This window comes from Paramesorhizobium deserti, from assembly GCF_001558695.1.
Taxonomy (GTDB): Bacteria; Pseudomonadota; Alphaproteobacteria; order Rhizobiales; family Rhizobiaceae; genus Paramesorhizobium; species Paramesorhizobium deserti.
Map to the genome: position 1 here is coordinate 648,430 of NZ_LNTU01000001.1, position 14,149 is coordinate 662,578.

The 14,149-nt window shown below is 61.6% G+C and carries 13 protein-coding genes and 1 tRNA gene; 4 read left to right on the forward strand and 10 right to left on the reverse strand.

Features of this window, described 5'->3' with window-relative positions; genetic code table 11:
• Positions 1-8: 8 nt before the first annotated feature.
• The 5 genes from ATN84_RS03005 to ytfQ all read right to left on the reverse strand — a co-directional run bounded on the left by ATN84_RS03005 (position 9) and on the right by ytfQ (position 5,785).
• Positions 9-770 (reverse strand): FadR/GntR family transcriptional regulator, encoded by a 762-nt coding sequence (locus tag ATN84_RS03005; protein ID WP_068880845.1) that lies wholly within the window; start codon positions 768-770, stop codon positions 9-11.
• Positions 771-865: 95 nt separating this feature from the next.
• Positions 866-1,843 (reverse strand): galactofuranose ABC transporter, permease protein YjfF, encoded by a 978-nt coding sequence (yjfF, locus tag ATN84_RS03010; protein ID WP_068880028.1) that lies wholly within the window; start codon positions 1,841-1,843, stop codon positions 866-868.
• Positions 1,840-2,883 (reverse strand): ABC transporter permease, encoded by a 1,044-nt coding sequence (locus ATN84_RS03015; RefSeq protein WP_068880029.1) that lies wholly within the window; start codon positions 2,881-2,883, stop codon positions 1,840-1,842. Before ATN84_RS03015 ends, yjfF begins: the two co-directional genes overlap by 4 nt.
• A gap of 219 nt (positions 2,884-3,102) precedes the next feature.
• Positions 3,103-4,659 (reverse strand): galactofuranose ABC transporter, ATP-binding protein YtfR, encoded by a 1,557-nt coding sequence (gene ytfR, locus ATN84_RS03025; RefSeq protein WP_068880846.1) that lies wholly within the window; start codon positions 4,657-4,659, stop codon positions 3,103-3,105.
• Between the two features lie 178 nt (positions 4,660-4,837).
• Positions 4,838-5,785 (reverse strand): galactofuranose ABC transporter, galactofuranose-binding protein YtfQ, encoded by a 948-nt coding sequence (gene ytfQ / locus ATN84_RS03030; RefSeq protein WP_161939557.1) that lies wholly within the window; start codon positions 5,783-5,785, stop codon positions 4,838-4,840.
• Between the two features lie 285 nt (positions 5,786-6,070).
• On the opposite strand from ytfQ, the gene ATN84_RS03035 reads away from it, so the two are divergent.
• Positions 6,071-7,084: an aldose epimerase family protein gene (locus tag ATN84_RS03035; protein WP_068880847.1), complete on the forward strand. Its 1,014-nt coding sequence runs from the start codon at positions 6,071-6,073 to the stop codon at positions 7,082-7,084.
• A 161-nt stretch (positions 7,085-7,245) separates the two neighbouring features.
• Positions 7,246-7,626 (forward strand): pentapeptide repeat-containing protein, encoded by a 381-nt coding sequence (locus ATN84_RS03040; protein WP_068880032.1) that lies wholly within the window; start codon positions 7,246-7,248, stop codon positions 7,624-7,626.
• A 183-nt stretch (positions 7,627-7,809) separates the two neighbouring features.
• Here ATN84_RS03040 and ATN84_RS03045 read toward each other — a convergent pair whose 3' ends face one another.
• Positions 7,810-8,733 (reverse strand): pseudouridine-5'-phosphate glycosidase, encoded by a 924-nt coding sequence (locus ATN84_RS03045; protein WP_068880033.1) that lies wholly within the window; start codon positions 8,731-8,733, stop codon positions 7,810-7,812.
• A gap of 66 nt (positions 8,734-8,799) precedes the next feature.
• The gene (locus tag ATN84_RS03050) at positions 8,800-9,906 is read right to left on the reverse strand and encodes a carbohydrate kinase (protein ID WP_068880034.1); all 1,107 of its coding nucleotides are present in this window, start codon (positions 9,904-9,906) and stop codon (positions 8,800-8,802) included.
• A 167-nt stretch (positions 9,907-10,073) separates the two neighbouring features.
• On the opposite strand from ATN84_RS03050, the gene ATN84_RS03055 reads away from it, so the two are divergent.
• Together ATN84_RS03055 and ATN84_RS03060 are read left to right on the forward strand one after the other, a co-directional pair.
• Complete coding sequence (locus tag ATN84_RS03055) at positions 10,074-11,633, forward strand: sensor histidine kinase (protein ID WP_068880035.1); 1,560 nt, start codon at positions 10,074-10,076, stop codon at positions 11,631-11,633.
• A gap of 196 nt (positions 11,634-11,829) precedes the next feature.
• Positions 11,830-11,906 (forward strand) — tRNA-Arg (locus ATN84_RS03060).
• Positions 11,907-12,406: 500 nt separating this feature from the next.
• Here the strand turns inward: ATN84_RS03060 and ATN84_RS03065 are convergent.
• From ATN84_RS03065 to ATN84_RS03075, 3 genes are all read right to left on the reverse strand, one after another.
• A complete protein-coding gene (locus tag ATN84_RS03065; protein ID WP_068880848.1) occupies positions 12,407-12,679 on the reverse strand; it encodes an Atu4866 domain-containing protein in 273 nt (90 codons plus the stop codon).
• 99 nt (positions 12,680-12,778) lie between these two features.
• On the reverse strand, positions 12,779-13,303 hold the full coding sequence (locus ATN84_RS03070) for a nuclear transport factor 2 family protein (protein ID WP_068880036.1): 525 nt from the start codon (positions 13,301-13,303) through the stop codon (positions 12,779-12,781).
• Between the two features lie 82 nt (positions 13,304-13,385).
• Positions 13,386-14,108: an SDR family oxidoreductase gene (locus ATN84_RS03075; protein ID WP_068880037.1), complete on the reverse strand. Its 723-nt coding sequence runs from the start codon at positions 14,106-14,108 to the stop codon at positions 13,386-13,388.
• Between the last annotated feature and the right edge of the window lie 41 nt (positions 14,109-14,149).

Here is a 14,149-nt window from a genome sequence, read left to right on the forward strand (position 1 = left end):
ACGCGATTTTATACCCTCTCGCCCGCAAGGCTGCTCTTCTCCCGTTCAGCCTGCGCGACGCGCTCCGCGCCCTCGAAGATGACGAGCCGCATGGCGGTGCGAGCGGCCTCCGGATCCTGCCTGGCGATGGCGTCGGCAATGGCGCGATGCTTCTTGGCGGACGCCACGTGCCGTTCCGGGTCGGGAATGGGAGAACTTAATGTGAAGGCGGTGACCAGCGCCACCTCGATAAGCCCGCTGAGCGAGCGCATGAACGGATTGCCGGATGCTTCCGCAATCGTCAGGTGGAACTGCAGATCGCTATGGACGAAATCCTGCGCCGTATCGCTGCGGTCGCCCATGCGGTCGACCCAGCGGTAGAGCTCGGCAAGCTGCTTTTCGGTGCGCCTTTCCGCGGCGAGCGCGGCCGCTTCGGGCTCCAGCGCCAATCGCATCTCGGCCAGGCTCTCCATGAATTTCAGATCGACGCCCGCTTCGAAATGCCAGATCAGGATATCGGGATCGAACAGGTTCCATTGCGAGCGTTCACGCACCCGGGTGCCGATCTTGGCCTTGGGCTGGATCAGCCCCTTGGCGGCAAGCGTCTTCAGCGCCTCGCGCAGAACGGTGCGCGAAACACGGAAACGCTCCAGAAGCTCAGCGTCACCGGGCAGGATGCTGTTCTCGGCATAAAGCCCCTTGACGATGCCGAGCCCCAGATCATGCATGACATGCGCATGGTGGGTGCGCGACTGCGCCGACGAGCTGAAATCATACTGGCCAAGCTGCATCTTGTTGGTCACCCGGTGCTCCTTGCTTAATTTTGCAGCATGATCTTATCCGAAAAATCCACAATTTTTTGCTGCCGCTGACCTTCGGTTCAGGATCATGCCCTGGCTCCCCCCGCTATGCGCCTTTCCGACACAAACACAAGAACGCGTTGCAATGCAATGAACGCGAAAAGCAGTATCCCCACCACAATCTTGGTCCACCAGCTCGAAAGCGTGCCGTCGAAGACGATGTAGGTCTGGATGATGCCCTGGATGAGAACACCGAAGAAGGTTCCCGCGACATAACCGACGCCGCCCGTCAGAAGCGTTCCGCCGATGACGACGGCGGCGATCGTATCGAGCTCTACGCCGACGGCCGACAGCGAATAGCCGGCGGAGGTGTAGAGCGAGAAGACGATGCCGGCGAGACCGGAGAGAAAGCCGGACAGGGCATAGATGCCGATGGTGGTGCGCGCGACCGGAACGCCCATCAGCTCGGCGGACGTACGGTTCCCGCCGATGGCATAGACGTAGGACCCGAACTTGGTGAAATGAGCGATGATAATGCCGGCCACGAACACCGCCAGCATCAGGCCGCCGATGAAGGTCAGCCTGCCGCCGCCGGGCATGCGCCAATAGAGCCCCTGCAGGGCGGTGTAGAAGGGATGGTTGATCGGAATGGATTGCGTCGTCAGGACGAAGCAAAGTCCGCGCGCGAGAAACATGCCTGCCAATGTGACGATGAAGGCGGGCACGTTGAGATAATGGATGATGGCGCCCATGGCCGCGCCGAAGACAGTCGCGAAGACAAGCGCGATGGCAAAGGCCGGCAGCGGATGCATGCCGTGCTGGGTCACCAGAACGGCGATGAGCACGCCGGTGAAGGCGATGACCGAACCGACCGAAAGATCGATACCGCCGGATATGATGACGAAGGTCATCCCGACCGCGACGATGCCGAGGAAGGCATTGTCCGTCAGAAGATTGCCGAGAACCCGCGTCGACAGCATGTTTGGAAACTGGATCACGCAGACCGCATAGAGCAGCACACAGATCAGAAGCGTCGCGTAGAAAGGCAGAAGTCTGGTGTTCATGGGCTGATTTCCTGCCGTTCCGTCTTGTTTTCGGCCGGTGCCACCGGCCTCAGTTCGCGCTTCAGGAATATGCCGAAACCCGATGCCGAGGCGGACTGCGCCAGCAGGATCATGATGATGACCGCGGCTTTCAGGATGAGGTTATATTCCGGCGGAAAGCCCGAGATCAGGATGCCGGTGTTCATCGCCTGAATGATGATGGCGCCGAGGATCGACATCAGGATCGAGAAGCGGCCGCCGAGCAGCGAAGTGCCGCCGATGACGACCGCCAGAATGGCATCGAGCTCCAGCCAGAGCCCGGCATTGTTGGCATCCGCCCCGCGGATATCGGCGGCAACGATGATGCCCGCCAGCCCCGCGCACAGGCCACTGAAACCATAAACCATGAAGATGATGAGGCGGCTGTTGATGCCTGAGAACGTGCTGGCGCTGCGGTTGACGCCGATCGCCTCGATCAGGAGCCCGAGCGCGGTGCGCCGCACCAAGAGGATGGCGGCGAGCCCTACCACCGCCGCTAGAATGACGGGCATGGGAAAGCCGAGAAAGGCGCCGGTGCCGAAGAAGATGAGGCCGGGATCGTTGAAGGTGACGATGGTGCCCTCGGTGATGAGCTGGGCTATTCCCCGCCCCGCCACCATCAGTATCAGCGTGGCGACGATGGGCTGCAGGTCAAAGAAGGCAATGAGCAGGCCGTTCCACAGGCCGCAGGCGAGGCCGACGCCGAGCGCAGCCAGGATAATGACCGGCAGCGGATAGCCTTCGACGGCCAGCGTCGCCGCCACGGCGCCCGCCACCGCCATCACCGCGCCGACGGAAAGGTCGACGCCCTTGGAGGCGATGACAGCCGTCATGCCGATGGCAAGGATCGCCACCGGCGCACCACGATTGAGCACATCGATCAGACTGCCGAAGAAGCGGCCGTCCTGAAAGCGGATATCGAAGAAGCCGGGGAAAGCCAGATAATTGAAGAACAGGATGACCGCCAGCGACAGAAGCTGCGGCATGGCCTTTCCGAGGGAACCGGACATGAAACGGCTCATTGCGGAAACCTTTCATGTTCAGACGGAAACGCCAGCGGGACCGTACCCCCCTCTGCCCTGCCGGCCATCTCCCCCTCAAGGGGGGAGATTGGCTGACACTGCCCGCGGCCTTCATTCTGAGACGTCTGAGATTGGTCCCACGCGTCAATGACAGCGTGATCTCCCCCTTTGAGGGGGAGATGGCCGGCAGGGCAGAGGGGGGTGACAAACGGCAGCATTCTAGTGCGCCTTTTCGGTTTCTGCTGCAATCGTCCGCATGATCGTCCCTGCATTGATCTCCTTGCCGGTCAGTTCCGCCGTATGCTCACGATCGCGCAGCACACGGACGCGGCTCGAATAGGCGACGATCTCCTCGATTTCGGAGGAGATCACCAGCAGCGCCATGCCCTCGTCGCAGAGCCGGTTGATGAGCGTGATGATTTCCGCATGTGCGCCGACATCGATGCCGCGCGTTGGCTCATCGAGAATGAGGAAGCGCGGATTGGTGGCAAGCCAGCGGGCAAGGATGACCTTCTGCTGATTGCCGCCGGAGAGGAACTTGATCGGCTTTTCCATGTCGGAGGTGCGGATATCAAGCGCCTTGATGAAGCGATCGGCGAGCTCCGCCTGCTCGCGGCTCGACAGCCGGCGAAGCCAGCCACGGCGCGCCTGCAGCGCCAGGGCGATATTCTCGCGCACGGAGAGATCGCCGATGATCCCGTCTGTCTTGCGGTCTTCCGGACAGAGGCCAAACCCCGCCGCCACCGCCTCGCGCGGCGAATGAATGCGGATTTCCCTGCCGTCGATCGTAGCCTTGCCGCTGTCGGGCACATCGATGCCGAAGAGAAGCCTTGCGGTCTCGGTACGGCCCGAACCGAGGAGCCCGGCAACGCCGACGACCTCGCCCTCGCTGATGTCGAGATCGAAAGGCGCGATGCTGCGCGAAAGGCCGTAGTTGCGGAAGGAAATGCGGCGTGCCGAAGGAGGCGGCGCCGTGCGGTGCGTGGTATGAGTGACCTCAACGAGCGTACGGCCGAGCATCTTGGAAACGAGATCTATCTTGCTCAGCTCCCTGGTCAGCGCTGTGCCGGCAAGCCTGCCATTGCGCAGGATCGTCACGCGGTCGCTGACGGCATAGACCTGATCGAGGAAATGGGTGATGAAGACGATCCCCATGCCCCGCGCCTTGAGCTGGCGCATGACGGCGAAAAGCATCTCCGTCTCGTTTTTATCGAGGCTGGCGGTCGGCTCGTCCAGAATCAGGACCTTGCCCGAGAGATCGACGGCGCGGGCGATCGCGATCAATTGCTGCACGGCCACCGAATAGCGCGACAGATCGGCCGAGACATCGATGTCCATGCCATATTGCGCCAGCAATGCGCGGGCGCGCCTTTCCATTTCGCGACGGTCGACGAAGCCGAAGCGCTTGGGCTGGCGGCCGATGAAGAGATTTTCCGCGACCGGCAGATTGGGCAGGAGATTGACCTCCTGATAGACGGTGCCGATGCCGAGATGCTGCGCCTGCAGCGTGTCGCGCACCGTGATCTCCTGGCCCTCGAAGCGGATCACGCCGGAATCCGGGTGATGCACGCCGGTCAAAACCTTGATCAGCGTCGATTTTCCGGCGCCATTCTCGCCTAAAAGCGCATGAATTTCGCCGGCGCGGACCTCGAAATCGACGCCGGACAGCGCCTTGAAGCCGAGAAACGACTTATGAATATTCTCGACGCTCAGAAGCACATCGTGCTGCGGCGATCCTGGTGCAGCATTGCTCCCGGTAGGCGCGTTTTCCGTCATGCCGCCGCTCCTCCATACAGCATCCCCGCCGATGATCTTCGCCTGATTTCTGGATTCACCAATCGACAACCACTTCCCGACCGTCATCCTCGGGCTTGACCCGAGGATGACGGTGAGTTGGAGTGGCGAAGGTGCCTGGCAGGGCAAAGGGTACTGCCTCGCCAGCGGCTGGAAAAGATCAGTAGCCGAGGCCCTTCTTCTCCTCATAGACCTTCATCGGATCGTCAGCCTGCGTGTAGAGCTTCGATTCCGTCTGGATCCACTTCGGCGGCGCCTTGCCGTTGTCCTTGAATTCCTTCAGCGCATCGAAGGCAGGACCGGCCATGTTCGGCGTCAGCTCGACAGTCGCATTCGCCTCGCCATCGGCCATCGCCTTGAAGATATCGGGAACGGCATCGATGGAGACGACCAGGATATCCGTGCCCGGCTTGAGGCCTGCTTCTTTGATGGCCTGGATCGCGCCGACAGCCATATCGTCATTATGGGCGTAGAGGGCGCAGATATTCTTGCCGCCATTCTCCGCCTTGAGGAAGCCTTCCATCACTTCCTTGCCCTTGGAGCGGGTGAAGTCGCCGGTCTGGCTGCGGACGATCTTCAGATTGTCGTGCCCCGCAATGCCGTCCTCGAAGCCCTTTTTGCGGTTGATCGCCGGGCTCGAGCCGACGGTCCCCTGCAGTTCGACGATGTTGCAGGGCTTGTCGCCGACCGTCTTGACCAGCCAGTCACCTGCGACCTTGCCTTCATGAACGGTATCGGACGTGACAGCCGTCAGGTAAAGATCCGGATCGGAAGTCTCGATGGTGCGGTCGAGCAGGATGACCGGGATTTCGGCGTCCTTGGCTTCTCCAAGCACCGCATCCCAGCCCGTCGCCACGACGGGCGCAACGAAGATGCCGTCAACGCCCTGCGCGATGAAGCCGCGGATGGCCTTGATCTGGTTTTCCTGCTTCTGCTGAGCGTCGGCAATCTTGAGATCGACGCCGCGCTTTTCCGCTTCCTGCTTGGTGACCGAGGTCTCGGCGGCGCGCCAGCCGGATTCCGAACCGATCTGCGAAAAGCCAACCGTCAGATCAGCGGCACCGGCAGCGCCGGCGAATGCAACCGCCGCGGCCGTGGTCATCATCATGCGCTTCAAATACGACATTGTTTCCTCCCTTGTCGTCCTCCGTCCGGCCCCGGCGCACCATGCCCAGGCACGATGCGCGGATGCAAACTTACAGCCCTCCTCCGCACCTCCTCCGGGATGGCGCGGCACTGTAATCCTCCCGAACTCTCTCGTTATTATCATACAGTAATATAAATTGAAAAGGCGCTATTTTAATTTTTCGCACTCGATTGCGATCCCCTGCAAAAACCGGAAGAATAAAACAAGAAGAACGCAAAAACGCAGAAAAGTGGGATGGAAATCGCAATGAACAAGACGGAATTCGGTCATCTGGCGGGCGGGCAGACGGTCCATGCCATCGATATCGGCGGACCGGCACTCACCGCCCGTATCCTCACCTATGGGGCGACGTTGGCCGATCTCACCCTACCGGGCGAAAACGGGCCGCATTCGGTCATCCTGGGTTTCGACAGGCTCGAGGATTATCTGACGCAAACGGGTTATGTCGGCGCAATCGCCGGACGCTGCGCCAACCGCATTGCCGGCGGCCGGTTCACGCTCGACGGGGTCGACCATCAGTTGAGCCTCAACGAGAACGGCCGCACGCATCTGCATGGCGGCGTCGAAGGGTTTTCGCGCAAGCTCTGGAGCATCGCCGATGCCGGTCCGTCATCGGTTACGCTGACGCTCGTCTCGCCGCACGATGACGAGGGCTATCCGGGGGAGGTGCGCACCATCTGCCGCTACTCCATCGAGGGCCAGACGCTGACGCTGGAACTCATCGCCGAGACCGACCGCCCTACCCTCGTCAATCTAGCCGGTCACGCCTATTTCAACCTCGACGGTTCCGACACGATCCTCGACCATCGGCTGACCATTCCTGCCAAGGCCTATTCGCCTGTCGACGGCGATCTCATCCCGACCGGCGAGACCGCCGATGTCGCCGGCACCGCCTTCGATTTCAGCACGCCGCGCCCGATCCGCTCCGGCAGCCCACACGCCGAATACGACCATAATTTCGTCCTCGCCATGAAGCCCGCGACGGCGCCCCGCCCCGCCGCAAGGCTGGAGGGCCCGCAAAGCGGCATCGAGATGGAGATATGGACGACGGAGCCGGGACTGCAGTTCTATGACGGCAATTTCCTGCCGCTGCCGCAGCCCCTGCGTGGCGGACGACAGGGCCAGCGCTTCGGCGGATTGTGCCTCGAACCGCAGCGCTTTCCCGACGCCATCCACCATCCGCATTTTCCAGGATCGGTATTGCGGCCTGGAGAAATCTACCGGCAGGTGACGCAGTATGTGTTCAGCGAGGGGGATTGAGGCAGGTGGGTCGATCCGAGCATGTGTTGCTCAAACCAGATGCGACAACGGCACGGCCAGAATTGGCGTGGCTCGTTTCAATTTCAGATTCGACGGTCGCAAATGATTGTGCAATCTGGCATCCTTTGGGTCGCAATCATGATTGACCATAGGAAACGACAATGAGCGATCACCAAGAACACAACCCATTTGATGGCCCTCAGATGCAGGGAACGCATTACGAGCGGGCTGATATGTCAGGCGCTAATTTCGATGGCGTAAACCTCGCAGGCGCACGGTTTTACGCTGTTTTGACCAAGGCAAGATTCACCGACACCAATTTAAGCGAAGCGGTTTTTGACGATATCAGCCTTGCAGGTGCGCACTTCAACAATGTCAACCTGTCTGGAGCCGCCATCACGAATGCAAACCTATCGCGATTGACCATAAGAGGCGTCACGTTGGCAGATTCGGACATTGAAGATGCCGATTTGACGGGGATGCGGATCAATGGCGTTCTCGTAACCGATCTATTCATGGCCTATGAACAGGCGAAAACCTGAAGGCCATTTACTTCCGAGACAATGCGTAACGTTGCAAAATCAGGATTTCTGCGACAAACACAGCGAGGCGGTTTGGGGGATTGCGAATCTGATGACAGCATCGATCAGCTTCCGTGAGCGTATTGTGCTCTATGCCTGCTCACTTCGCTCACTTCTATTCGCATCGATGCAGTGACAGCGGTCTCATTCCCGCTTCAGCCTGGCAAACGCCACCGCAATCCGCGCCGCGAGGTCGGCATTGTTGAGCACCAGCGCTATGTTGGCCTGGAGGCTCGCGCCGTTCGACAGTTCATTGATACGGGCGAGCAGGAAGGGCGTCAGTTCCTTGCGCCCAATGCCGCGTACGGTCGCTTCCGCCACCGCTTCGGCAATCGTTCCGTCGATGAAGGCGGGGTCAAGCGCGGCGGCTTCGGGGATCGGATTGGCGACGAGGATGCCGGTGCCGGAGCCGAGTTCCCGGTGCAACCGCATGGCGCGGGCGATCTCCTCCGGCGTGTCGAGCCGGTGGTCGGCCTTGCAGCCGCTTGAGCGGGTATAGAAAGCCGGGAAATCATCGCTGCCATAGGCGATGACCGGGACGCGCTGGGTCTCCAGGAATTCCAGCGTCTTTGGGATATCGAGGATCGACTTGACGCCAGCGCAGACGACGGTGGTCGCGGTCTGGCCGAGCTCGGTCAGGTCGGCGGAGATGTCGAAGGTCGCCTCCGCACCCCTGTGCACGCCGCCGACACCGCCGGTGGCGAAGATGTCGATGCCTGCCAGGGCAGCTATGCGCATGGTAGCGGAAACGGTGGTGCCGGCCGAGCGCCCCTGCACGATGCTTGCTGCAAGATCGCGGCTCGATGCCTTCACCGCATCCTTGGCCTGGGCCAGCGTTTCGATTTCCCTATCCGCCAGACCGACGCGGATCCTGCCTTCGACCACAGCGGTCGTCGCCGGCACCGCACCGTGCGCACGGATCACCGCTTCCACTTTCCGCGCCATCTCGAGATTGGCGGGATATGGCATGCCATGGGTGATGATGGTCGATTCGAGCGCGACGAGCGGCGCACCATCGGCAATTGCCGCCTTGACCTCCTCGGTCGGGTGGAGAAGCGATGCGTTCACGGGGTAATCCTTTCTGGCTGAGCATGATCCCAAAAAGTTGAAGACTTTTTGGATGAGATCATGCGGCTAAAAAATGCGGTTCATATGGGCTGCGAGGAAGCGCGGCGAAAGAAGCGGATGGACGCTCGCCTCGCTCTCGGTGGTGAGGGTCGCCAAAAGCGAGCCGGTGCGCGCGCCTTCGGCGAGGCTTGCGCCGGAGAGGAGACGATAGAGCGTGCCGGCGATCATGGCGTCTCCCGCGCCCGTGACATCGACGGGCTCGGCCGGAACGGCTTCGATCTTCGTCATGCCATCGCTGCTCGATAACAGCATGCCGACCGCGCCCATGGTCAGCACCACTTCCGCGACGCCCCTCGCCCGCAGTGCATCCACTGCGGTTTCCGGAGACAGGCGCGGCGCATTCTCACCAAGGTCGAGGACCGCATGGGCTTCATCCAGGTTGAGGAAGAGAATATCCACGCCGGTCAAATCGTCGGGCAGCCGCCGGGCCTTGGGCGATGACACGGCGTCGATGGCGAGCCTGAAGCGCGCGGCCTGCTTGCGCGCGATCAGCGCGGCAAGCGTCTCTGCCGGCAGATTGCAATCGGCGAACACGAAAGCGGCGGCGGCCAGATGCGGCCAGACGCGGTCGAGATGGGCCGGCTGAAACAGGTCGAAGATGCCCATATCGGCGATGCCCAGCGCCAGCTCGTTCTCCGGCCCCAATATGGCCGCATATTCGGCGGTCGGCGCCTCGCCCGTGACAATGATCTGGCTGGTATCAACGCCAAGATCACGCAGGTGGCGAATGATCGAGCGTCCCGTATCGTCGTCCCCGACAATCGAGACGAAGCTCGTCGTCACATCGAGGCGGGCGAGGTTCTCCGCTACATTGCGCGCCACGCCGCCGAAACTGCGGTGGCCGTCGACCGGATTGGATGTATCTGATATCAGCGGTGCACGGGCATGGTATTTGCGGTCGAAGACAGCGCCACCCAGAACCGCAATGCGCTTCGGCGCGGGCAGGACATAGCCACGCCCCAGGATATAGCCTTTCTGCACGAGCTGGACGATATGGGCCGCCACCGTGGAACGCGCCAGACCCAGCGTGTCGGCGATATCCTGCTGCCCGGCAAAGGGATTGGCCGTTATCAGTTCCAGAACCGCGCGTTCCTGCGCACCAAGGTCATCCATGCCGCACCCGTTCAACAATGTTCGGATGCGCTTATCAACTCTTGACTATTTCCTCAACTATTGTTTTCCAATTCAGTCGGGGCACCGGCATGGAAAAAAGCCCATCCCTGGCGTATATAGTTCCGTATTGCCGCATCCACGGCAGCAATGCTCATCGGATCTGAATAATGGCCGGAAAAGAAGATGGCTCAGTGACGGATGGAGCGGTCGATACCGGTCCGGAATCGGCATGCCGCGCCAGCGCCTGCGAAAAAAACCGCCCGCTGAGCAGATTGCCGCTGCGCCACCGCCTCTCCAGCAAGGTGCTGCTTCTGACAGTCTTCTCCGTTCTAGTGGCGGAAGTGCTCATTTTCGTGCCCTCCGTCGCCAGCATGCGGATGCGCTGGCTTACGACGCGGCTCGACACCGTGGCGGCGGCAAGCATCGTTCTGGCCGACAGCGAGAGCCCCATCGTGCCCCGGTCGGTGCAGGACAGCGTGCTTCTGGCGACGGGAACGAAGGCCATCGCCTTGCGCGAAAAAGGCGCTTCGCGCCTGCTTGCGATGTCGGAAATGCCGCAGAAGGTCGACCAGCATATCGACCTTGCCCATACCAGCGAGGCGGCGGCGATATGGGATGCCTTCGACACGCTCTTTACCGGCGGCGACCGCACGTTGCGGGTCTATGGTCCGATCGGCGACAGCGGCAAGGTCATCGAACTCGTCACCTCGGATGCGCCGCTGCGCCAGGCGATGTTGCGCTATGCGCGCAACGTGGCGCTGCTGTCGCTGGTCATTTCGCTGATCGCGGCGAGCCTTGTCTATCTCGCCATAAACGAGTTGCTGCTGCGCCCCGTGCGGCGCATGCACCGCAACATGATCAATTTCGCGCAGGCGCCCGATGATCCGACGCGCATCATCATCCCCGACGACCGCAAGGACGAATTGGGCGTGGCGCAGCGCCAGCTGGCGGCGATGCAGAGCGACCTGCAACGCACCTTCTCCGAGCAGAAGCATCTCGCCGATCTCGGGCTCGCCGTCTCCAAGATCAACCACGACATGCGCAACATTCTCGCTTCCGCCCAGCTGATGTCCGATCATCTGGCGGATGCCAGGGACCCGGTGGTGCAGCGTTTCGCGCCCAAGCTCATCCGCACGCTCAACCGGGCGATCAGCTATGCCGAAAGCGTCATCGCCTATGGCCGCACGCAGGAGGCGCCGCCGAAGCGGCGTCGCGTGTTGCTCTATACCATCATCACCGATGTCGAGGAAACGCTGGCGATCGAGCCAGACAGCGCGATCGAGTTCCGCAATCTCGTGCCGCAGGATTTCGAGATGGATGCGGATACGGAACAGTTCTTCCGCATCATCACCAATCTCTGCCGTAACGCCGTGCAGGCGATGAGCGCCGACCGCCCCGGCGATCAGAGCGTCGTCAAGCGGCTGACGGTGACGGCAGGACGCATCGGCTCGGTGGCGATCATCGGCATCGAGGATACCGGGCCCGGCCTGCCGCAGAAGGCGCGCGACAACCTCTTCACCGCGTTCCGCGGCTCGACACGCAGCGACGGCACGGGCCTCGGCCTCGCCATCGCGCATGAGCTGGTGCGCGCGCATGGCGGCTCGATCGAATTGCGCGAAGACAGGACATGCGGCACGCATTTCGAAATCCGCATTCCCGATATGCCTGTCTCGCTGGCCAACTGGCGCCGGCAGAAGGAGGCGGCGGAAGCAGACAAGAGCGCCTGAGCCAAGCAGCAACGAGCCCGCCGCAACGCAAAGGCGCCCTGCCCCGGCTTTCCTTTCGCAATACGATACCTAGCGCGTTATCCGGCATAAAAAGAAATTGCAGATGGCTTACAGTTTTTTGTCATAAGCGCTTGCAATTGGAGACCGAACCCATTAGGAACCGCGCTGCGCTTGATGAGCGCACATCAATTGGCAAGCGCCCGTAGCTCAGCTGGATAGAGCACCAGACTACGAATCTGGGGGTCAGAGGTTCGAATCCTTTCGGGCGCGCCATTTCAGTACAGAATTATGAACTTCAGAGACCACCGATTGCGGCACTGGTTGTGCTGTAATAAATTGAGTGGAGAGGCTGCGCGTCGCTAGCGCCAGGATCGTACCCTTGTTCGATTCGGTCTTCGCATAGCCGCGTCCCGGCCTTGCTTCAGGCCCGGGCCTGGTAGTCAGCGGCGGTCGTGGATGTCGGCTGCCGCACACGCTCCTGCCACAGGGGTGGATGGCCTTCATCTGGCATGGCTGAGCAGAAAGACGATGGCCCCGACAAACACGTGATGAAAGCTCAGCGGGGCATATCCAAGCCGCCGCGGAGCGGCGCATCGTCCGAAGGCAGGAGCGGTCCCTGGCTACCCTCGATACCGGCGGCAATGAAGCGCCGGGGGGGTCCTTTTGAGCACACAAAGGACGTTGCAGTTTCTTGAATCCACATATCGGCCCGAAAGCCAGTTCCGGTTTTCGGGCCGATACTGTAGGCGCCACACGCCCGGATCGCTCTGCACCTATCGGCGATAAAGGATCATGCCGGCATGGTGCAGAATGCCGTCGACGAAGTCGCCGTCGGCGGTGAAGCCGGTGTCGTCCCAATATTCGATATGGTCTCCGGTGACTTCATAACGCCCTTCATAGGCGCGTTCGCGGGTGCCGCGTGCCTCGACATAGCGGCCGTTCGGCAGCAATTCGTGCCGGATATGGCCGTCTTCCGTGACCCAGAGGCCCACATAGGGGTGATCGGCTTGCATTTCAGTTTCCTCGGCGTGAAGGGCCGATCCCATCAGGACAACGGCCAACAGAGTTGTGGTAATTCTTCGCATGATCGGTCTCCTTGCGGTTGGGAGCGTCGGACTTCAGAACAATCCGCACATGCCGGACGCTCAGTCACTGCGCGGCTCGTTGCGGTCGACGACCTCCTGGTAGGCGGCGAGATCCAGGAAAGCTTCGGCCTCGGTGACGGCGCCGTCTTCCATCCGGAAAATCCAGACGAACTGGTTTCGGTAGGGATTGCCGGACGTCGTGGTGGACGACGCGCCGAAGCGGATAATGACCGTGTCGCCGGATGCCCAGATATGATGAAGGTCCGGAACAAGCGGCGCGGCAAGGCGGCTGACGAGGGGCCCCGAAGCGCGCTGCGCGAAATCCTCGACGCCACGATAGGTGCCGGCCACCGGTCCTGATCCATGGATGGTCCAGACCACGTCCGGCGCCAGGATATCGAAGACGCTGCCGCCGGCTGCCCATCCTTCAAAGGCTTCGCGAACGATCCTTTCGTTGCTTGCCTGGGCCTCGGCGTGCGGCGAACATGTCTCGGCATGAGCCGGGATTTCGGCGGCTACGAGCGCGAAGGCGAGCAGCAACGCAGAGCCGGAATGGGCACGACGATTTGTCGGGATAAACATCATGGGTTTTCTCCTTTCGTTGAATGGTCTGCAGGAAGGATTGTGGTGAGGGGAACAGCCCCGGGCAGACCGGGGCCGTCGCCCTTCAGTTTGCCGACGCGGTCGGACGGATGGTGATCTCTGTCGTGTCGACGCTCTCGGGCGCCTCGATCACCTGCCGTACCGCCCGCGCGATATCGGCTGGCTGGAGCGCGATCGCGCGATAGGCCGCTATCACTTCCTTCGTCCCTTCGTGCGTGATCGAGGCGGCGAGTTCGCTCTCGACCACGCCCGGATTGACGCAGGTCACGCGGATATTGTCGTGCTCCTGCCGCAGCCCGTCGGAGATGGCGCGGACCGCGAACTTCGTCGCACAATAGACGGCCGCCGTGGGCACCACCGACAGCGCACCGATGGAGCCGATATTGATGATCTGCCCGCTGCCCTGCCTCTCCATGACAGGCAGAACCGCGCCGATGCCCCAGAGCACGCCCTTGATGTTGACGTCGACCATGCGCTCCCACTCGTCATGCTTGCCGGCGGCGAGCGGGGAAAGGGGCATCACGCCGGCATTGTTCACGAGGACGTCGATGCGCCCCCAATCATCGAGGGCGGCCTGCGCGAAGGCCTGCATCGAGCGGCGATCCGTCACGTCCAGCGCACGGGCTTCGGCGATGCCGCCTGCCGCGCGGATCTCTGCCGCGAGTGTCTCGACGCGATCGACGCGTCGCGCACCAAGCAGCAACCTTGCGCCCGCGGCGCCGAGTTCGCGCGCGATCCCTTTGCCTATGCCGCTGGAGGCGCCGGTAATGAGAATGACCTTGTCCATGATCGTCTCCCTGGTTCGAGTTTCAGGAAGAAGATGGACTC